Source organism: Micromonospora sp. NPDC048909, assembly GCF_040649635.1.
Taxonomy (GTDB): domain Bacteria; phylum Actinomycetota; class Actinomycetes; order Mycobacteriales; family Micromonosporaceae; genus Micromonospora.
Map to the genome: position 1 here is coordinate 560902 of NZ_JBEZFU010000001.1, position 20681 is coordinate 581582.

Here is a 20681-nt window from a genome sequence, read left to right on the forward strand (position 1 = left end):
ACATAACGCAGGGCAGTGCGGGCGGGATGGGCGACCATCCCGCCCGTACTGTCCATCCGGTCTGGACCGGACGGATGAAACCCGCCGTCCACGCTGGTGTCGGAGATCGACCTCGGATAACGTCCGCTCGGTTCCGTAACCACTCTTCTTCCCTACCCCGAGGGACGACCCATGACAGCGTTCCACCGCTCGACGCTGGCACGCGCCGGCGTCGCGGTCCTGCTCGCCGCCGGTGGTCTGGCCACCGTGGCCGCCCCGGCGCACGCCGCCGACCAGGCGGACCTCGCCCTGGTCCCGGTCAGCTACGACCTGGCCAAGGGCGTCAAGCAGGCCAAGGCCAAGCCGTTCCAGTTCAACGTCGAGAATCTGGCGTCGGTCGACGCGAAGGCCGTCACGGTCACCGTCGACACGGCCGGTCTCAAGCCGAAGAAGGTCGGCTTCGTGGTGCCGGACGGCTGCGAGGTGTCCGGCGCGACCTACACCTGCCTGCTCGGTGACCTGCCAGGCGGCACGAGCGAGCGCTTCGGCATCCCGCTCTTCTCCACCGGTGGCCGCGGTGCCGCCGGCACCCTGAAGGTCACCATCAAGGCGGACAACGCCGATGGGGACGAGGTCGAGCACGACATCACCGTGGTGAAGGCCGGTTACGACCTCACTTCGTGGGTGCAGGACGTGCAGGCCAACGTCGTGGTCAACGGCGCGGTCGTCGACGAGCCCGACCTGAAGCCGGTGCCGCGCGGTAGGACGGTGCCGCTCGACTGGGCGGTCTACAACGACGGCAGCCGCAAGGCGACCGGCATCTTCTACGGCCTGACCCTGCCGCCCGGCGTCAGTTTCGTACAGAAGCCGGAGGGTTGCCTGGAGCAGCAGTTCCTCGGCAAGGCGCAGCTGTTCTGCGAGGACGCGGGCGCCGTCGTCAGGCCCGGCCAGTACTACACGACGGACGTGACCGTGAAGGTCGGCGAGGGTGTGACCGAGCCGGTGCTGCACGAGGGTGACCTGTTCGCGTACGGGCTGGACGCTGCCGAGGGGCAGCCCGAGGAGGAGCCGGAGGTCGCCGGCGCGCAGCAGCGGAAGGCGTTCACCGAGGCCGACGAGCTGGACAACCACACCACCTTCGAGGCGTTCGTGGACCTGTCCGCGCAGCCCACCCCGACTCCGACTCCGACGCCGACGGGCGCGCCCACGCCGACCCCGGGCGCCGGTGGCGGCAGCGGTGGTGGCGGCGGTCTGCCGGTGACCGGCGTGCAGGCCGGCCTGATCGGTGGCATCGGTGTGGCCGTCCTGCTGGCCGGTGGCGTGCTGCTGCTGGCCTCCCGCCGGCGCAGGGTCGTACTGGTGGCACCGGGCGACGAGAAGTCCGAGGCCTGATCGGAACGGAATGCGAGGGCGGGGTGGGCGACCACCCCGCCCTCCGCGCGTGGTGGGGGCCTCCGGCCGGGCGTGCGGGTCGGGCTGGCAGAGTGGAGGGGTGAGTCGGACCCCCCACGGCCAGCGCGCCAGCCTGGACAAGCAGCCGCACGAGGTCGCCGCGATGTTCGACGGCGTGGCGGCGCGCTACGACCTGACGAACACCGTCCTCTCCTTCGGGCAGGACCGTTCCTGGCGGCGGGCGACCCGGGCCGCGCTCGGGCTGCGCCCGGGCGAGCGGGTGCTCGACGTGGGCGCGGGCACCGGGGTCTCGACCGAGGAGTTGGCCCAGTCCGGGGCGTACGCGGTCGGCGCCGACCTGTCGCTCGGCATGCTGTACGCCGGCAAGCAGAGCCGCCCGAGCGTGCCGCTGCTGGGCGGGGACGCGCTGCGGCTGCCGTTCGCCGACGCCAGCTTCGACGCGGTGACCATCTCCTTCGCGCTGCGCAACGTGACCGACACGGATGCCGCGCTGCGTGAGCTGGCCCGGGTCACCCGGCCCGGCGGCCGGCTGGTGGTCTGCGAGTTCAGCACCCCGGTCAACCCGGCCTTCCGCACGGTCTACCTGTCGTACCTGATGCGCTCGCTGCCGGCGGTGGCCCGCGCGGTCTCCAGCAACCCGGAGGCGTACGTCTACCTGGCCGAGTCGATCCGGGCCTGGCCGGATCAGGCGGCGCTGGCCGGGCGGATCGGCGCGACGGGTTGGCAGCGGGTGGGTTGGCGCAACCTGACCGGCGGTGTCGTCGCTCTGCACCGGGCGATCCGCAGCTAGGGTCTGGCACCCTCTTTCGTGAATATCCGATTTTAGTCCACTTTGCGCCGTAAGCTCGCCCCCATGACGGGACCAGAGCGAGCGGAGCGCGCGGCCGCCACCGACGACGACGCGGCCGAACTCATCACGCAGCTGCGGGAGCTGGCCGGCGCCGATCCGGCCGACGTCCGTCAGGTGGTTGCCGAGGTGCTCGCGGCGCTCGACCGCGCGGCCGGTGGTGCGCTGCGTGAGCACCTGCCCGAGACGATCCGGGTCGATGCCGGCCTGGACGCCCCCAGCCGGGCCTGAGCTCGCGGGCGCGAGGCCTGACATCGAGCGCACGAAAACGGCCCTCAGCTGTCACATCAGCAACTTAGGTACCCCTGGTCGGGCAGGGGTGAGACGCCGGTCATAGACTCCCACCGTCTGGCTTGTGAACCATTTCACGAGCAGTCGGGAGGAGGCGCGGATGACCGCGGTGGAGCACGACGCCGACGTGATCGTCGTGGGCGCCGGTCCCGGTGGGTCGGCGACCGCGTACCACCTGGCCCGGCACGGGGTCCGGGTGCTGCTGCTGGAGAAGACCGAGTTCCCGCGGGAGAAGGTCTGCGGCGACGGGTTGACCCCGCGCGCGGTGCGCCAGCTGGTCCGGATGGGCGTGGACACCTCGCCCGAGGCGGGCTGGCTGCACAACCGGGGCCTGCGGGTCATCGGTGGCGGCGTCCGGCTGGAGCTGGACTGGCCCGACCTGGCGAGCTTCCCCAACTACGGCCTGGTCCGCACCCGGCTGGACTTCGACGACCTGCTCGCGCAGCGGGCCGTCGCCGCCGGCGCCAAGCTGCGTACCGGCGTGAACGTCATGGGGCCGGTGCTCGACGCGGACGGCCGGGTGATCGGCGTGCAGGCCGAGATCGGCCCGGACAAGGCCCCCGGCACCTTCCACGCCCCGCTGGTGGTCGCGGCCGACGGCGTCTCCGGCCGCTTCCCGCTCGCGCTGGGGCTGGCCAAGCGGGAGGACCGGCCGATCGGGGTGGCCGTCCGGCGCTACTACCACTCGCCGGCCAAGGCCGACGACAACTACCTCGAGTCCTGGCTGGAGCTGCGCAGCAAGGAGGGCGGCGACAACCTGCTGCCCGGGTACGGCTGGATCTTCGGGCTCGGTGACGGCCGGGTCAACGTGGGTCTCGGCGTGCTCAACTCCTCGTCCGCGTTCGGCAAGACCAACTACCGCCGGTTGCTCACCGACTGGCTGGCCAACACCCCGGCCGACTGGGGCATGACCGACGAGACGAACGCCGACGGCCCGATCCTCGGCGCCGCGCTGCCGATGGGCTTCAACCGGGTTCCGCACTACACCCGCGGCGTGCTGCTGGTCGGCGACTCCGGCGGCATGGTGAACCCGTTCAACGGCGAGGGCATCGCCTACGCGATGGAGTCCGGCGAACTGGCCGCGGAGGTGGCGGTGCAGGCGCTCGCGCGGCCGGCCGGCGCCGAGCGGGAGCGGGCGCTGATGGCGTACCCGCAGGAGCTGAAGGCCCGGTTCGGCGGCTACTACCGGCTCGGCGGGGTCTTCGTGAAGCTGATCGGCCGTCCGGAGGTGATGCGGATGGCGACCAAGCACGGCATGCCGCACCCCATGCTGATGCGCTTCGTACTCAAGCTGCTGGCCAACCTGACCGATCCGCGCGGCGGAGACGCGATGGACCGGGTCATCAACGCGATGACGAAGGTGGCGCCGGCCGTGTAACACGAGGACTCAGCTTGCGCGCCTCGCGGTCGCGGACGAAGCAGGCACGGTGTAGGACCGCCCCCCGGCGGTGCCCGTCGTCGGGGACGTGAATAGTGTGATTTTCGTCAACCACGAGGGCAGGGAAGGACGAGCAGGAGAAGAAGATGTCGCTCTCGCCTTACGCACCCATCATCGGGCTGTTCGCCGTCGCCGCGGCGTTTGCGCTGTTCTCCGTGGCCGCCGCCCGCTTCGCCGGTCCCCGGCGCTACAACAAGGCCAAACTCGAGGCGTACGAGTGCGGCATCGAGCCCAGCCCGCAGCCGGTCGGCGGCGGGCGGTTCCCGATCAAGTTCTACCTGACGGCGATGCTCTTCATCGTCTTCGACATCGAGATCATCTTCCTCTACCCCTGGGCGGTCTCGTTCGACGCCCTGCCGATCTTCGGCTTCGTGGAGATGGTCCTGTTCATCGTCGCGGTCTTCGTCGCATACGCCTACGTCTGGCGGCGCGGCGGCCTGGACTGGGACTGAGGAAGGAACGTCAGATGGGCATCGAGGAGAAGCTCCCCGCCGGCGTCCTGCTCACCTCGGTGGAGAAGCTGGTCAACTGGTCCCGGAAGTCGTCCGTCTGGGGCGCCACCTTCGGCCTGGCCTGCTGCGCCATCGAGATGATGGCGGCCGGCGGCCCGCACTACGACATGGGCCGCTGGGGCATGGAGGTCTTCCGGGCCTCGCCGCGCCAGGCGGACCTGATGATCGTGGCCGGCCGGGTCAGTCAGAAGATGGCTCCGGTCCTGCGCCAGATCTACGACCAGATGGCCGAGCCGCGCTGGGTGCTCTCGATGGGCGTCTGCGCCAGCAGCGGCGGGATGTTCAACAACTACGCCATCGTGCAGGGCGTCGACCACGTCGTGCCGGTCGACATGTACCTGCCCGGCTGCCCGCCGCGGCCGGAGATGCTCATCGACGCGATCCTCAAGCTCCGCGAGAAGATCATGTACGAGCCGCTCGGCGCGAACGGCCGCAAGATGCTCGAGGCGCGCAAGGAGCGCGGCGACGTGCCGGTCGTCCCCTACGGCTCGATGCCGTCGTCGTACCGCAGTGACAAGGCCCGCCGGGCCGAGTGGACCCAGGCGGTCCGCGAGGGCCGCGAGGAGCAGCTGCGGATCGAGAACTGGATGAAGGCCCAGACCCACCTCCAGCCGCACGGGGGCCACAAGTGACCGCACCTCACGACAAGCCGAACGACGGCGGCGTACCGGTACCGGTGACGCCCCCCGGCGCCAGCAGCGGTGCCCCCGCCGAATACCCACCGGCCAGCCCCGCCGGCCGTGGCATGTTCGGCAACCAGGGCTCCGGCGACGTCTCCGGCTACGGCGGCCTGGTCCGCCCGCGCCGGTCGATCGAGGGCGCGTCCCGGCCGTTCGGAAGCTACTTCGACGAGGTCCACGACGCGCTGGAGGAGGCCTATCCGGCCTTCGCCGACGCGATCGAGAAGGTCGTGGTCGACCGGGGCGAGCTGACCCTGCACGTCCGCCCGGAGCGGATCGCCGAGGTCTGCCAGGTGATGCGGGACGATCTCGCGCTCCGCTTCGAGCTCTGCTCCTCGGTCTCCGGGGTCGACTACCTCGGCGCGGACGCCCGCCGCCTGCACGTGGTCTACCAGCTCACCTCGATGACCTACCGGCGTCGGGTCCGGCTGGAGGCGGCCGTCTCCGCGGAGGATCCGCACCTGCCCAGCGTCACCTCGGTCTACCCGACGGCGGACTGGCAGGAGCGGGAGGCGTACGACATGTTCGGCATCGTCTTCGACGGCCATCCCAACCTGACCCGGATCCTCATGCCGGACGACTGGGAGGGGCACCCGCAGCGCAAGGACTATCCGCTCGGCGGCGTCCCCGTCGAGTACAAGGGCGCCGAGATCCCGCCGCCGGACCGACGGAGGTCGTACCAGTGACCACTTCGAACTACGCGACCGAGCGTGAGACCAGCGAGGGCCGGGTCTTCACCGTCACCGGTGGCGACTGGGACAGCGTCGTCTCCGGCACCGACCCGATCAACGACGAGCGGATCGTCGTCAACATGGGTCCGCAGCACCCGTCGACGCACGGCGTGCTCCGGCTGATCCTGGAGCTGGAGGGCGAGACGGTCCGCGAGGCCCGCTCGGTCGTCGGCTACCTGCACACCGGCATCGAGAAGAACCTCGAGTACCGCAACTGGGTCCAGGGCAGCACCTTCGTGACCCGGATGGACTACCTCTCCCCGCTGTTCAACGAGACGGCGTACGCGCTGGCGGTGGAGAAGCTGCTCGGCATCACCGACGAGATCACCGAGCGGGCCACCACCATCCGGGTGCTGATGATGGAGCTGAACCGGATCTCCTCGCACCTGGTCTGGCTGGCCACCACCGGCATGGAGCTGGGCGCGATCTCGATCATGCTCTACGGCTTCCGCGAGCGGGAGTACATCCTCGACATCTTCGAGAACATCACCGGCCTGCGGATGAACCACGCGTACGTGCGGCCGGGCGGCGTGGCGCAGGACGTGCCGGACGAGGCGATCGCCAAGATCCGCAAGTTCCTCACCATGATGCCGAAGAAGCTCAAGGAGTACGAGGACCTCCTCTCCGGTCAGCCGATCTGGGTCGAGCGGACCAAGAACGTCGCGGTGCTCGACGTGACCGGCTGCGTGGCGCTCGGCGTGACCGGCCCGGTGCTGCGCTCCGCCGGCCTCGCCTGGGACCTGCGCAAGACCATGCCGTACTGCGGCTACGAGACGTACGAGTTCGACGTCCCGACGCACCCCGACGGCGACGTGTGGGGCCGCTACCAGGTCCGGCTCGCAGAGATCCGCGAGTCGCTCAAGCTGGTCGAGCAGGCGGTGGACCGGCTGGCCAAGCCGGGACCGGTGATGGTCGCCGACCGGAAGATCGCCTGGCCGGCGCAGCTGGCCATCGGCGTCGACGGGATGGGCAACTCGCTGGAGCACGTCGCCAAGATCATGGGTCAGTCGATGGAGTCGCTGATCCACCACTTCAAGCTCGTCACCGAGGGCTTCCGGGTTCCGCCGGGCCAGGTGTACGTCGGCATCGAGTCGCCCCGCGGCGAGCTGGGCGTGCACGCGGTCTCCGACGGAGGCACCCGGCCCTACCGGGTGCACTACCGGGAGCCGAGCTTCGTCAACCTCCAGGCCCTTCCGGCGATGGCCGAGGGCGGTCTGATCGCCGACGTGATCGCCGGTGGCGCCTCGCTGGACCCCGTGATGGGTGGTTGTGACCGATGACCGTTTTCACTGAAGAGACCCGGGAGCGGGCGCGCGAGATCATCGCGCGCTACCCGGCCGACCGGTCCCGCTCGGCGCTGCTGCCGCTGCTGCACCTGGTGCAGGCCGAGGAGGGTTACGTCTCCCCGGCCGGGGTGGAGTTCTGCGCCGAGGTGCTGGGGCTGAACAAGGCCCAGGTCGGCGCGGTCGCCACCTTCTACACCATGTACAAGCGCAAGCCGACCGGTGACTGGCTGGTCAGCGTCTGCACCAACACCATGTGCAACGTGCTCGGTGGCCAGCAGGTCTACGACACCCTCGCCGAACACCTCGGCGTCGGGCACGACGAGACCACCGCCGACGGGTCGATCACCCTGGAGCACGCCGAGTGCCTGGCGGCCTGCGACTACGGGCCGGTCATGACCGTCAACTACGACTTCTTCGACGGCGTCGACCCGCAGACCGCGGTCGGCGTGGTCGACGAGCTGCGCGCGGGCGGCCGCCCGAGGCCGACCCGGGGCGCCCGGCTCTGCACGCTCAAGGAGATGGCGGTGCAGCTCGCCGGCTTCGCCGACGAGCGCGAGGGCGCGGTCGCCGACGGCGGGCCGGGCGAGCCCACCCTGCGCGGCCTGCGGTTGGCCCAGCAGCACGGCATCTCGGTGCCGGGCTTCGACCCGATGACCCCGATCCGGAGCAAGGCCGAGGCCGACAAGGCCGCCGCCGAGGCCAAGGCCAGGGCGGAGGCCGCGAAGCCGGCACCGGCCGCCGCGGTGGCCAAGGGCGGCGACGGCGCCGCCGCCCCGACGGGTACGCCGGGCAACGCCGGTGCCGGCGAGCCGGCAGCCCCGGAGCGGGCCACCGGCAGCACCACCCGCGACGTCAAGGCCCCGGACGACAAGTCGCCGGAGATCCGGGCGGCCGAGACGCGGCAGCCCGACGCCTCGACCGCCGTGGCGGACGCCCCCGGCACCAAGGTTCCGGTGGACACCACCGCGCCGGCGCCCCGGGACGCGCAGGAGGCGGAGGCCGCCGGTGCGGCGGCGAACCCGCCGGCCGGCGACGGCAAGCCCGCCGGCGACGAGGCCGGGGCGCAGGAGCGCAACCTCAACGAAGCCTCGGCGGACACCGGCGGCGCCGGCGGCGCCGCGGCGAGCGAAACGGGGGTCCAGAAGTGACCACTCCTCGGCCGGAGACGCTGGCCAAGCTGACGCCGGTGCTGACCAAGCGCTGGCTGTCGCCGGACGCCTGGCGGATCGGCACCTACGAGAAGCTCGACGGCTACGCGGCGCTGCGCAAGGCGCTCAAGGCCCACCCGGACGACCTGATCCAGCTGATCAAGGACTCCGGGCTGCGCGGTCGCGGTGGCGCCGGCTTCCCCACCGGCCTCAAGTGGGGCTTCATCCCGCAGGGCGACGGCAAGCCGCACTACCTGGTGGTCAACGCCGACGAGGGCGAGCCGGGCACCTGCAAGGACCTGCCGCTGATGACGCACGACCCGCACTCGCTGGTCGAGGGCGTCATCATCGCCTCGTACGCGATCCGGGCCAACCGCGCCTACATCTACATCCGGGGCGAGGCCGTGCACGCCGCCCGGCGGCTGCGCAACGCCGTGCAGGAGGCGTACGCCAAGGGCTACCTCGGTACGAACATCCAGGGCACCGGGTTCGACCTGGAACTGGTGGTGCACTCGGGCGCCGGGGCGTACATCTGCGGTGAGGAGACCGCGCTGCTGGACTCGCTGGAGGGCTTCCGGGGTCAGCCCCGGCTCCGTCCGCCGTTCCCGGCGACCCACGGCCTGTACGCCAGCCCGACGGTGGTCAACAACGTCGGCACCATCGCCAGCGTGCCGTACATCGTGCTCGGTGGCGCCGACTGGTGGAAGAGCATGGGCACGGAGAAGTCCTCCGGGCCGATGATCTACTCGCTCTCCGGCCGGGTCGCCAACCCGGGCCAGTACGAGTGCTCGATGGGCGTGACGCTGCGCGAGCTGCTGGAGCTGGCCGGCGGGATGCAGCCGGGGCACAACCTGAGGTTCTGGACCCCGGGTGGCTCGTCGACCCCGCTGCTCGCCGCCGAGCACCTGGACGTGCCGCTGGACTTCGAGGGGGTGGCGGCGGCCGGCTCGATCCTCGGCACCACGGCCACCCAGATCTTCTCCGACCAGGACTGCCCGGTCTACGCGACGTACCGGTGGCTGGAGTTCTACCACCACGAGTCGTGCGGCAAGTGCACCCCGTGCCGGGAGGGCAACTACTGGATGGTCCGGGTGTACCGGCGGATCCTCTCCGGTCAGGGCACCCACGAGGACCTGGACACCCTGCTCGACACCTGCGACAACATCCTGGGCCGCTCGTTCTGCGGTCTGGGTGACGGTGCGACCAGCTCGGTGACCTCGTCACTGCAGTACTTCAAGCAGGACTACCTCGACTACATCGAGGGGCGCACGGCGCCGAAGCTGTCGGACAAGCAGCTGGTGGGAGCCCACTAATGACCGACGTAGTTAAGCCGACCGAGACCGTCACGCTCACCATCGACGGCGTCGAGGTCACCGCCCCCAAGGGGGCGCTGCTGATCCGGGTCGCCGAGCAGCTGGGCACCGAGATCCCCCGATTCTGCGACCACCCGCTGCTGGCTCCGGCCGGCGCGTGCCGGCAGTGCCTGGTGGAGGTGGAGGGGCAGCGCAAGCCCGTCGCCTCCTGCACCCAGACCGTCGCCGACGGCATGGTGGTCCGCACCCAGCTCACCTCCCCGGTCGCCAAGAAGGCGCAGGAGGGGGTGATGGAGCTGCTGCTGCTCAACCACCCGCTCGACTGCCCGATGTGTGACAAGGGCGGTGAGTGCCCGCTGCAGAACCAGGCGATGTCGACCGGCCGCACCGACTCCCGGTTCCACGAGCACAAGCGGGAGTACCCGAAGCCGCTGCCGATCAGCAGCCAGGTGCTGCTGGACCGGGAGCGCTGCGTGCTCTGCCAGCGGTGCACCCGGTTCTCCGAGGAGATCGCCGGTGACAAGTTCATCGACCTGATGGGCCGGTCCTCCGCCGAAGAGATCAACATCTACCGGGACGACGCGTACGGCGAGGAGGGCGACGCCGGCGACGTGCCGTTCAACTCGTACTTCTCCGGCAACACCGTGCAGATCTGCCCGGTCGGCGCGCTGACCGGCGCCCAGTACCGCTTCCGGGCCCGCCCCTTCGACCTGGTTTCCAGCCCGAGCGTCTGCGAGCACTGCTCGGCCGGCTGCGCGCAGCGCACGGACTGGCGGCGGGGCAAGGTGCAGCGCCGGCTGGCCGGCGACGACCCGGCGGTCAACGAGGAGTGGAACTGCGACAAGGGGCGGTGGGGCTTCCAGTACACCCGCGCCTTCGACCGGATCGACACCCCGATGGTCCGCGACCAGCAGACCGGCGAGCTGCGTGAGGCGTCCTGGAGCGAGGCGCTCACGGTGGCCGCCGAGGGTCTGCGCGCCGCGCGGGACACCGGGCGGGGCACGGCGGTGCTCACCGGCGGTCGGTTGACCGTCGAGGACGCCTACGCGTACGCCAAGTTCGCCCGGGTCGCGCTCAACACCAACGACATCGACTTCCGCGCCCGGCCGGTCTCCCGCGAGGAGTCCGACTTCCTGGCCAGCTCGGTCGCCGGCGTCACCGACGTGACCTACGCCGACGTCGACAAGGCGCCGGCGGTGGTGCTGGTCGGGCTGGAGCCGGAGGAGGAGTGCCCGATCCTCTTCCTGCGGCTGCGGAAGGCGTACCTCAAGAAGACGCTGACGGTCTACGCGATCGCGCCGTTCGCCACCCGGGGCCTGGAGAAGCTCGGTGCCAAGCTGGCCCGGGTGGTGCCGGGCGAGGAGGCCAGCGTGCTCGCCGAGCACGCCACGGTCGCCGAGGCGCTGAGCACCGAGGGCGCCATCCTGATCGTCGGTGAGCGGCTCGCCGAGGTGCCGGGTGGGCTCTCCGCCGCCGCGGACATCGCCCGGCGTACCGGCGCGAAGCTGGCCTGGGTGCCGCGGCGCGCGGGTGACCGCGGCGCGGTCGACGCCGGCTGCCTGCCGAACCTGCTCCCCGGCGGGCGCCTGGTAACCGAGCCGGCGGCCCGGGCCGAGCTGGGCGAGATGTGGGACATCGCGGCCGGGGTGATCCCGAGCCAGGCCGGCCGGGACACCGACGGCATCCTCGCGGCGGCCGCCAACGGTCAGCTCGGCGCCCTGGTGGTGGCCGGGGTCGACCCGGCCGACCTGGCCGACCCGCGCCTGGCCGAGCAGGCCCTGGACGCGGTGCCGTTCCTGGTCAGCCTGGAGCAGCGGCTCAGCGCGGTGGCCCGCCGGGCGGACGTGGTCCTTCCGGTCGCCCCGGCGGTCGAGAAGGCCGGTAGCTTCGTGGACTGGGAAGGCCGGCTGCGTACCTTCGACGCCGTGCTGCAGACCGCGGCGATGACCGACGGCCGGGTGCTGGACGCGATCGCCGCGCAGCTCGACGTGCGGCTCGGCACCGCCGACGTGCTCAGCGTCCGGCGCGAGCTGGGCGCCCTGCCGCCCACCCGGACCGAGCGCCCCGCCGCGCCGTCGGTGGCTCCGGTCACCGTGCCGCACCCGGGCGCCGGCGAGGCGGTGCTCTCCACCTGGCACCAGCTGATCGACCTGGGCAGCCTCACCGACGGCGACGAGCACCTCGCCGGCACCGCCCGCCCGCCGGTGGCCCGGCTGGGCAAGGGCACCGCCGAGGCGCTGGGCGTCGCGGACGGTGACCCGGTCACGGTCGGCACCGACCGGGGCGCCCTGACCCTGCCGGCGGCCATCACCGAGATGCCGGACGGCGTGGTCTGGCTGCCGACCAACTCACCCGGCGCCACCGTGCGACGCAGCCTCGGCGCGACGTCCGGCACGGTGGTCCGGATCTCCGTTCCCGCCCCGACGGCGGCCGTGCCGGCCAACCGGGTGGCGGCGGACGAGGCCGGTCTTCCGGGTCCGCTCCTCAACTCCGGGGGTGTCCAGTGAGCCCCGCAGTCGCGAATGAAAGGTGCGGCACGGTGAGCGCGAGGAGTGAACGAGCGCAGCGAGTGAGCCCCGCAGTCGCGAATGAAAGGTGCGGCACGGTGAGCGCGAGGAGTGAACGAGCGCAGCGAGTGAGCCCCGCAGTCGCGAACGAAAGGTGGGCACTGTGAACGCGCTCTACCTGGCGCAGGACCCGACGCTGGCCGACTTCGGCAAGGACCCGTGGTGGCTCGTCGTGGGCAAGGTGCTCTTCGCCTTCGTCTTCGCGGTGCTGGCCACCCTGCTCGGCGTCTGGTTCGAGCGGCGCGTGGTGGGCTACATGCAGGTCCGGCCGGGCCCCAACCAGGTCGGCCCGTTCGGCCTGCTGCAGACCCTGGCCGACGGCCTGAAGATGGCCTTCAAGGAGGACATCCTGCCGCGGACCGCGGACAAGGTCGTCTACTTCTTCGCGCCGACCATCTCGGTGATCTGCGCGGTCACCGCGCTGTCGGTGGTGCCGTTCGGCCCGATGGTGAGCATCTTCGGCCACTGGACGCCGTTGCAGGTCACCGACGTGTCGGTGGCGGTGCTGGTGCTGCTGGCCTGCTCCTCGATGGGCATCTACGGCATCGTGCTCGGCGGCTGGGCCTCCGGCTCCACCTACCCGCTCCTCGGTGGCCTGCGCTCCAGCGCCCAGATGATCTCCTACGAGGTCGCGATGGGGCTGAGCATCGTGGCGGTGTTCATGACCGCCGGCACGATGAGCACCAGCGGGATCGTCGCCGCGCAGGGCGACGGCACCCAGCTGTCCATCTTCGGCACGGAGATCCCGGCCCCCGGCTGGTACGCGATCCTGCTGCTGCCGAGCTTCATCATCTTCTTCATCGCCACCGTCGGTGAGACCAACCGGGCGCCGTTCGACCTGCCAGAGGCGGAGTCCGAGCTGGTCGCGGGCTTCATGACCGAGTACAGCTCGCTGAAGTTCGCGCTCTTCATGCTCTCCGAGTACGTGTCGATGGTGACCATGTCCGCGGTCACCACGACGCTCTTCCTCGGCGGCTGGCGGGCGCCCTGGCCGATCACCCTCTGGGAGGGCGCCAACTCCGGTTGGTGGCCGATGCTCTGGTTCTTCGGCAAGGTGATCCTGCTGGTCTTCGTCTTCGTCTGGCTGCGGGGCACGCTGCCCCGGCTGCGCTACGACCAGTTCATGCGGCTCGGCTGGAAGGTGCTGCTCCCGATCAACCTGGTCTGGATCCTGGTGCTGAGCGGGCTGCGCTCGATCGAGGACTGGGACACCAAGGGCAGGCTGACGGCGGTCGGCATCGCGGCCGGCGTACTGCTGATCGCCACGCTCTTCTGGCCGACCCGCCGGCCGCAGCCGAAGCCGAGCGTGCAGGAACAGGTCGACAGCCGGCCGCACGGGAGCTTCCCGCTGCCGCCGATGGATCTTCAGGTACCACCGAGCCCGCGCATCACGCGCGTGGTCGCCGAGCGGGAGCCGGCCAACATCGCCGCCGGCTCGGACTCCAGGGAGGTGTGACGTGGGCGCGATTACCGGAACGTTCAAGGGCTTCGGGGTCACCTTCTCGCACATGTTCAGGAAGGTCGTCACCACCGACTACCCGTTCAAGCCGCCGGTGTCGGCGCCGCGCTACCACGGGCGGCACATCCTCAACCGGCACCCGGACGGGCTGGAGAAGTGCATCGGCTGCGAGCTCTGCGCCTGGGCCTGCCCGGCCGATGCGATCTACGTCGAGGGTGGCGACAACACCGACCAGCAGCGCTTCTCGCCGGGTGAGCGGTACGCCAGCGTCTACCAGATCAACTACGCCCGGTGCATCTTCTGCGGGCTCTGCATCGAGGCCTGCCCGACCCGTTCGCTCACCATGAGCAACGAGTACGAGCTGGCCCGGGACAACCGGCAGGACCTGATCTTCACCAAGGAGCAGCTGCTCGCGCCGCTGCTGCCGGGGATGGAGCAGCCGCCGCACCCGATGCGGCTGGGTGAGAGCGAGAAGGACTACTACGTCGGCTCGCTGACCAACCCGGGCACGTCGGCCGGCGCGGAGCGCTCTCCGATGAGCCCCGGCCGGTACGAGGTCGAGGAGCACCCCGGCGTGACGTTCCCGGGCGCCGAGCAGGCGGCCCAGCGGGCCGAAGCGGGCAAGGGAGGCTCGGCATGACCACGCAGACGGTGCTCGCCGCGGCGGCCTCGGTGCCCACCGGCGAGGCGGTCACCTTCTGGATCCTCGCCCCGCTCGCGCTGCTCGGCGGGATCGGGATGGTCGCCGCCCGCAACGCCGTGCACTCGGCGCTCTGGCTGGTGCTGACCATGCTCTGCCTCGGCGTGTTCTATGTGCTGCAGGCCGGGCCGTTCATCGGCATGGTGCAGATCATCGTCTACACCGGCGCGATCATGATGCTCTTCCTCTTCGTGCTGATGCTGGTCGGCCGGGACGCGTCGGACTCGCTGATCGAGACGCTGCGCGGGCAGCGGACGGCGGCGCTGCTGCTGGCGCTCGGCTTCGCCGGCCTGGTCGGCACCGGCCTGTACCGGGGGGTCGAGGGCGTCAGCGCGGTCGGCCTGGCCACGCCGAACGCCGACGGGAACGTGCAGGGCATCGCGCGGCTGCTCTTCACCAAGTACGTCTTCGCCTTCGAGCTCACCTCGGCGTTGCTGATCACCGCGGCGGTCGGCGCGATGGTGCTGGCGCACATCGAGCGGCGCAAGGAGGACAAGCTCGACCAGCCGGCGACCATGCGGGCGCGCTTCGCCCCGGGCAACTACCCCGGTCCGAAGCCCGGCCCCGGCGTCTTCGCCACCTCCTCCTCGGTGGCCACCCCGGCCCGGCTGCCGGACGGCCGGCTCACCGAGCGGAGCACCCCGGCGATCCTGCCGGTACGCGAGCTGACCGCCGAGGAGACTTCGCTGAAGGGCACGGACCGGTGAGCGCGAGGAGTGCAGCGAAGCGGAGCCCCGCAGTCGCGAACGGAAGGCAGGCCCAGTAATGGAGAAGTTCTTCTCGGTCGAGCCGAACTACTACCTCGTCCTCGCCGCGGTGCTCTTCACCATCGGCGCCGCGGGCGTGCTCATCCGGCGCAACGCGATCGTGCTGTTCATGTGCGTCGAGCTGATGCTCAACGCGGCCAACCTGACCCTGGTCACCTTCAGCCGGATCAACGGTGACCTCAACGGCCAGATCATGGCGTTCTTCGTGATGGTGGTGGCGGCCGCGGAGGTCGTGGTCGGTCTCGCGATCATCATGTCGATCTTCCGGACCCGGCGCTCCGCGAGCGTCGACGACGCCAACCTGCTGAAGTACTGAGGGGTCCTGCGGTGGGAGAGAATCTGACGAACGCCCCGGTCGAGCCGGCGGGGGCCGTCACCTATGCGGTCGCGGACGGTCTGCTCGGCAGCGTCTGGCTGCTCGTGGCGATTCCGCTGATCAGCGCGGCGATCCTGCTGCTGCTCGGCCGACGCGCCGACCGCTGGGGGCACTGGCTCGGGGTGGCCGCCATCGGCGCCTCGTTCGTGCTGGGCCTGACCTACTTCTTCCAGCTGCGCGGGCTGGAGAACAAGTCGGTCGAGCTGAGCCTCTGGGACTTCATCACGGTCGGTGACCTGCGGGTGGACTTCGGTCTGCTCTTCGACCCGCTGGCCGCGGTCTTCGTGCTGCTGATCACCGGGGTGGGCTTCCTGATCCACCTCTACGCGGTCGAGTACATGGCGCACGACGCGGGCCGCCGGCGCTTCTTCGGCTACTTCAATCTGTTCGTCGCCGCCATGCTGCTGCTGGTGCTCGGCAACAACTACGTGATGCTCTACTTCGGCTGGGAGGGCGTCGGTCTGGCGTCGTACCTGCTGATCTCCTTCTGGTACGAGCGGCCGAGCGCCGCCACCGCCGGTAAGAAGGCGTTCCTCATGAACCGGGTCGGCGACGCCGGCCTGGCGATCGGCATCTTCATCATGTTCGCCACCCTCGGCACCACCCAGTACGACGAGGTCTTCAGCGGCATCGGCGCGCTGGCCGGCCCCACCGTGCTGGTGCTCGGCCTGCTGCTGCTGCTCGGCGCGACCGGCAAGTCCGGCCAGTTCCCGCTCCAGGCCTGGCTGCCGGACGCGATGGAGGGCCCGACCCCGGTGTCGGCGCTCATCCACGCGGCCACCATGGTCACCGCGGGCGTCTACCTGATCGCCCGGTCCAACCCGATCTTCTCGGCCAACACCACGCTGCAACTCGTGGTGGTCAGCGTCGGTGCGCTCACCCTGCTGGTCGGCTGCGTCATCGGCGCCGCCAAGGACGACATCAAGCGGGTGCTCGCCTGGTCGACGGTGAGCCAGATCGGCTACATGTTCGTCGGCGTGGGCCTGGGCGGCGCGGCGTACGCGTTGGCCATCGTGCACCTGCTGGCGCACGGCTTCTTCAAGGCCAACATGTTCCTCGGCGCCGGCTCGGTGATGCACGGCATGAACGACCAGGTCGACATCCGCCGCTTCGGCGGCCTGTCGAAGTACATGAAGGTCACCTGGATCACCTTCATGATGGGCTGGCTCGCCATCATCGGCATGTTCCCGTTCTCCGGCTTCTTCTCCAAGGAGCCGATCATCGTGGCCGCGTTCGAGCGGGACGACTGGACCGCGTGGCTCTTCGGCGGCGCGACGCTGCTCGGCGCCGGGCTGACCGCGTTCTACATGACCCGGCTCTTCGTGCTCACCTTCCACGGGCCGAAGCGGTGGACCGAGGAGATCGAGCACCCGCACGAGTCGCCGACGCTGATGACCATCCCGCTGATCCTGCTGGCCATCGGCTCGGTCGGGGCCGGCTTCCTGCTCTCCACCTCGGTGCCGGACTGGCTGACCGCCACCGCCGGCCTCGGCGGCGAGCACGGCGAGCACGCCCCGGTCCTCTCGCACGCGGTGATCACCACGCTCTCGCTGCTGGTCACGGTGCTCGGCGTCGGGCTGGCCTGGTTCCTGTTCCGGGGCGGCACGGCCACCGCGCCGCAACCAGCCGGGGTGCTGGTCACCGCGGCCCGTCGCAACCTCTACACGGACGCCGTCAACGAGGCGGTCTTCGAGAAGCCGGGCGTCTTCCTCACCCGGGCGCTGGTCTTCCTCGACAACCGGGGCGTGGACGGGCTGGTCAACGGCCTCGCCGCGGCGGTCGGTGGTGGCTCCGGCCGGCTCCGGCGGCTGCAGACCGGCTTCGTCCGGTCGTACGCGACCTCGATCCTGACCGGCGCGCTGCTGGTGGTGGCGGCGTTCCTGGCCGTACAGGCGGGGTGGCTGGCGTGATCGACCTCTTCCCGGCCGCCCCCGCCGGCGGACCACGCAGTGACGACGGAGGTAAGGCCGCATAATGTCCAACTTCCCGTTCCTCTCGGTGCTGACCGTGGCGCCGCTGGTGGGCGCCCTGGTGGTGGCCCTCCTGCCACGCCACCGGCCGGAGCTGGCCAAGCAGGTGGCGTTCGTCTGGTCGCTGCTGGTGCTGGTGCTCTCGGTGGTCATGTGGTTCACCTTCAAGGCCGGCGGTGACCGCTTCCAGTTCCGCGAGTCGTACCCGTGGATCCCGAACTGGGGGGTCAGCTTCACCTTCGCGGCGGACGGCATCGCGCTGGTGATGCTGATGCTGATCGCGGTGCTGGTGCCGCTGGTGATCCTGGCGTCCTGGCACGACGCCGAGTCGTCGAAGCGCTCGGTGCCGGTCTACTTCGCGCTGCTGCTCGTCCTCGAGTGCACGATGATCGGCGTCTTCGCCGCCGCCGACGTCTTCCTGTTCTACGTGTTCTTCGAGGTCATGCTGGTGCCGATGTACTTCCTGATCGGCAGCTACGGCGGCCACCAGCGGCAGTACGCGGCGGTCAAGTTCTTCCTCTACTCGCTGGTCGGCGGCCTCTTCATGCTGGCCGCGGTGATCGGCCTCTGGGTGGTCGGCGGAAAGACCTTCGACTGGCAGGCGCTGTCCCAGGTGGACATCTCCACGGGCACGGAGCGCTGGCTCTTCCTCGGCTTCTTCCTCGCGTTCGCGATCAAGGCGCCGTTCTTCCCGTTCCACACCTGGCTGCCGGACGCCGGTGGCGCGGCCCCGGCCGGCGCGGCGGCGCTGCTGGTCGGCGTCCTCGACAAGGTCGGCACCTTCGGCATCCTGCGTTACTGCCTGCCGCTCTTTCCCGACGCGGCGAAGTGGTTCGCGCCGTGGGCGCTGGCGCTCGGCCTGATCGGCATCATCTACGCCGCACTGCTGGCGGTCGGCCAGAACGACCTGAAGCGGCTGGTGTCGTACACCTCGATCGCGCACTTCGGGTTCATCGGGGTGGGCATCTTCGCCTTCACCACCCAGGCCGGCACCGGCGCCGTGTTCTACATGGTCAACCACGGTCTCGCCACCGGCCTGCTCTTCCTGGTGGTGGGCATGCTGATCGCGCGCCGCGGCTCCTCCCTGATCAGCGACTTCGGCGGCGCCGGCAAGCTGGTCCCGGTGCTGGCCGGCGTGCTCTTCTTCGCCGGTCTGGCCTCGCTGGCGCTACCCGGCACCGCGCCGTTCATCTCCGAGTTCCTGGTGCTGATCGGCACCTTCACGGTGAACAAGCCGGTCGCGGTGATCGCCACGCTCGGCATCATCCTGGCCGCGGCGTACGTGCTGTGGATGGTGCAGCGCACCACCCAGGGGACGCTCAACCCGGCGCTCACCGAGGTCGACGGGATGCGTCGTGACCTCAACCTGCGCGAGAAGGTCGTCGTCGCACCCCTGATCGCGCTGATCGTGCTGCTCGGCTTCTACCCGAAGCCGGTCACCGACGTGATCAACCCCGCCGTCCAGGCGACCATGGACGACATCGGCAGGACCGACCCCGCCCCGTCGGTGGGCGGCACCGTCCAGGAGGCGGCAAAGTGACCGAGTTGAAACTGCCGTCGATCGACTACGCGGCGCTCGCGCCGACGTTGATCATGCTGGCGGCCGCGCTCTTCGGCGTGCTGGTCGAGGCGTTCGTGCCGCGGCGTCTGCGGCACGTGGTGCAGCTGACCCTGGCGCTGCTCGCGGTGCTCGCCGCGCTGACCATGGTGGTGCTCAACGCCGACGACCGGCTGATCACCGCCGGCCAGGCCATCGCTATCGACGGGCCGACGCTCTTCCTCCAGGGCGCGATCCTGGTGCTCGCCGCGATGGCGCTGCTGCTGATCGGTGAGCGCACGGTGGAGCGGGGCGGGGCCTTCGTCGCCCAGGCGGCGGTGACCGCCGAGTCGGCCGAGGACCAGCGGCAGGCCGAGGGGAAGAACGGCGCCACCGAGGTCTACCCGCTGACCACCTTCGCGATCGGCGGCATGCTGATCTTCGTGGCGGCCAACGACCTGCTGACCATGTTCATCGCGCTCGAGGTCTTCTCGCTCCCGCTCTACCTGCTCTGTGCGCTGGCCCGTCGCCGGCGGCTGCTGAGCCAGGAGGCGGCGATGAAGTACTTCCTGCTCGGCGCGTACGCCTCGGCGTTCTTCCTGTTCGGCGTGGCCCTGATCTACGGCTTCACCGCCGGCACCCCGGGCCGGTCCGCCGGGGTCGACTTCGCCACCATCAACGCGGCGGTCGGCGGTTCGCCGGCCAGCCCCGTGCTGCTCTTCGCCGGCATGGCGCTGCTCGCCATCGGCCTGCTGTTCAAGGCGGCCGCCGCGCCCTTCCACGTCTGGACGCCGGACGTCTACCAGGGCGCCCCGACGCCGATCACCGGCTTCATGGCGGCCTGCACCAAGGTCGCCGCGTTCGGTGCGCTGCTGCGGGTCTTCCACGTCGCCTTCGCCGGCGCCAGCTGGGACTTCACCCCGGTGCTCGGGGCGGTGGCGGTGCTGACCATGCTGGTCGGCGCGGTGCTGGCGGTGACCCAGACCGACATCAAGCGGCTGCTGGCGTACTCCTCGATCGCCAACGCCGGCTACCTGCTGGTCGGGGTGCTGGCGCCCTCGAAGGACGGCCTCTCCGGCACGATGTTCTACCTGGTCGCGTACGGCTTCTCGGTGCTCGCCGCGTTCGCCGTGGTGACCCTCGTCCGCGACGCCGACGGGGAAGCCACCCACCTGTCCCGCTGGGCGGGCCTGGGGCGGCGCTCGCCGTTCTACGCCGGGCTTTTCACCTTCATCCTGCTCGCCTTCGCCGGTATCCCACTGACCAGCGGCTTTACCAGCAAGTTCGCGGTCTTCGGGCCCGCGCTCGCGGACGGGCAGGGATGGCTGGTGATCGCCGGCGTGCTGACCAGCATGGTGCTGGCCTTCCCGTACCTGCGGGTCGTGGTGATGATGTGGCTCTCCGAGCCGGGCGAGTCCACCCCGACGGTCACCGTGCCCGGCGGGCTCACCTCGGCCGCGCTGATGATCGGGGTGGTGGCCACCCTGGTCCTCGGTGTCGCTCCGGCCCCGCTGCTCGACCTGGCCACCGGGGCCGCCGAGTTCGTCCGATAGGCAACGCGCACGCCCGACGGGGGCCGGTACGCCATGGCGTACCGGCCCCCCGTCCGTATCCAGTGCACCGAGCGGTGCGTGCACAGTGCGCCCCGGCGCAGCACGCATCCCCCG

At 70.6% G+C, this 20681-nt stretch carries 18 protein-coding genes; all 18 read left to right on the forward strand.

The annotated features are described in order from the left end of the window. Window positions 1-171 precede the first annotated feature (171 nt). The 18 genes from AB0C04_RS02745 (at window position 172) to nuoN (ending at window position 20567) form a co-directional block, all read left to right on the forward strand. Window positions 172-1371 (forward strand): cell wall anchor protein, encoded by a 1200-nt coding sequence (locus AB0C04_RS02745; RefSeq protein ID WP_357047253.1) that lies wholly within the window; start codon window positions 172-174, stop codon window positions 1369-1371. A 100-nt stretch (window positions 1372-1471) separates the two neighbouring features. Beyond that, complete coding sequence (locus AB0C04_RS02750; RefSeq protein WP_357047255.1) at window positions 1472-2182, forward strand: demethylmenaquinone methyltransferase; 711 nt, start codon at window positions 1472-1474, stop codon at window positions 2180-2182. A 63-nt stretch (window positions 2183-2245) separates the two neighbouring features. Further along, complete coding sequence (locus AB0C04_RS02755) at window positions 2246-2470, forward strand: hypothetical protein (protein WP_357047257.1); 225 nt, start codon at window positions 2246-2248, stop codon at window positions 2468-2470. A gap of 160 nt (window positions 2471-2630) precedes the next feature. Next, window positions 2631-3908: a geranylgeranyl reductase family protein gene (locus tag AB0C04_RS02760; protein WP_357047259.1), complete on the forward strand. Its 1278-nt coding sequence runs from the start codon at window positions 2631-2633 to the stop codon at window positions 3906-3908. A gap of 146 nt (window positions 3909-4054) precedes the next feature. After that, window positions 4055-4420, forward strand: a complete 366-nt coding sequence (locus tag AB0C04_RS02765) for an NADH-quinone oxidoreductase subunit A (protein WP_350868092.1) — start codon at window positions 4055-4057, stop codon at window positions 4418-4420. 14 nt (window positions 4421-4434) lie between these two features. Then, complete coding sequence (locus AB0C04_RS02770) at window positions 4435-5112, forward strand: NADH-quinone oxidoreductase subunit B family protein (protein ID WP_350868090.1); 678 nt, start codon at window positions 4435-4437, stop codon at window positions 5110-5112. After that, window positions 5109-5846 (forward strand): NADH-quinone oxidoreductase subunit C, encoded by a 738-nt coding sequence (locus AB0C04_RS02775; RefSeq protein ID WP_357047262.1) that lies wholly within the window; start codon window positions 5109-5111, stop codon window positions 5844-5846. Before AB0C04_RS02770 ends, AB0C04_RS02775 begins: the two co-directional genes overlap by 4 nt. Then, a complete protein-coding gene (locus tag AB0C04_RS02780) occupies window positions 5843-7171 on the forward strand; it encodes an NADH-quinone oxidoreductase subunit D (RefSeq protein WP_350868087.1) in 1329 nt (442 codons plus the stop codon). The genes AB0C04_RS02775 and AB0C04_RS02780 overlap by 4 nt, the downstream gene beginning before the upstream one ends. Beyond that, complete coding sequence (gene nuoE / locus AB0C04_RS02785; protein ID WP_357047264.1) at window positions 7168-8325, forward strand: NADH-quinone oxidoreductase subunit NuoE; 1158 nt, start codon at window positions 7168-7170, stop codon at window positions 8323-8325. Before AB0C04_RS02780 ends, nuoE begins: the two co-directional genes overlap by 4 nt. After that, window positions 8322-9638, forward strand: coding sequence for an NADH-quinone oxidoreductase subunit NuoF (nuoF, locus tag AB0C04_RS02790; protein WP_350868083.1), 1317 nt, complete (start codon window positions 8322-8324; stop codon window positions 9636-9638). Before nuoE ends, nuoF begins: the two co-directional genes overlap by 4 nt. After that, window positions 9638-12145, forward strand: a complete 2508-nt coding sequence (locus tag AB0C04_RS02795; protein WP_357047267.1) for an NADH-quinone oxidoreductase subunit G — start codon at window positions 9638-9640, stop codon at window positions 12143-12145. The genes nuoF and AB0C04_RS02795 overlap by 1 nt, the downstream gene beginning before the upstream one ends. A gap of 163 nt (window positions 12146-12308) precedes the next feature. Next, complete coding sequence (nuoH, locus tag AB0C04_RS02800) at window positions 12309-13661, forward strand: NADH-quinone oxidoreductase subunit NuoH (protein WP_357047269.1); 1353 nt, start codon at window positions 12309-12311, stop codon at window positions 13659-13661. A gap of 1 nt (window position 13662) precedes the next feature. Then, on the forward strand, window positions 13663-14304 hold the full coding sequence (gene nuoI, locus AB0C04_RS02805; protein WP_357047271.1) for an NADH-quinone oxidoreductase subunit NuoI: 642 nt from the start codon (window positions 13663-13665) through the stop codon (window positions 14302-14304). After that, window positions 14301-15071 (forward strand): NADH-quinone oxidoreductase subunit J, encoded by a 771-nt coding sequence (locus AB0C04_RS02810; RefSeq protein WP_357047273.1) that lies wholly within the window; start codon window positions 14301-14303, stop codon window positions 15069-15071. The genes nuoI and AB0C04_RS02810 overlap by 4 nt, the downstream gene beginning before the upstream one ends. Before the next feature lie 58 nt (window positions 15072-15129). After that, the gene (gene nuoK / locus AB0C04_RS02815; RefSeq protein ID WP_350868074.1) at window positions 15130-15447 is read left to right on the forward strand and encodes an NADH-quinone oxidoreductase subunit NuoK; all 318 of its coding nucleotides are present in this window, start codon (window positions 15130-15132) and stop codon (window positions 15445-15447) included. Between the two features lie 11 nt (window positions 15448-15458). Then, window positions 15459-17417 (forward strand): NADH-quinone oxidoreductase subunit L, encoded by a 1959-nt coding sequence (nuoL, locus tag AB0C04_RS02820; RefSeq protein WP_357047276.1) that lies wholly within the window; start codon window positions 15459-15461, stop codon window positions 17415-17417. 64 nt (window positions 17418-17481) lie between these two features. Continuing rightward, complete coding sequence (locus AB0C04_RS02825; protein ID WP_357047278.1) at window positions 17482-19017, forward strand: NADH-quinone oxidoreductase subunit M; 1536 nt, start codon at window positions 17482-17484, stop codon at window positions 19015-19017. Further along, the gene (gene nuoN / locus AB0C04_RS02830; protein WP_357047280.1) at window positions 19014-20567 is read left to right on the forward strand and encodes an NADH-quinone oxidoreductase subunit NuoN; all 1554 of its coding nucleotides are present in this window, start codon (window positions 19014-19016) and stop codon (window positions 20565-20567) included. The genes AB0C04_RS02825 and nuoN overlap by 4 nt, the downstream gene beginning before the upstream one ends. Window positions 20568-20681: the final 114 nt, after the last annotated feature.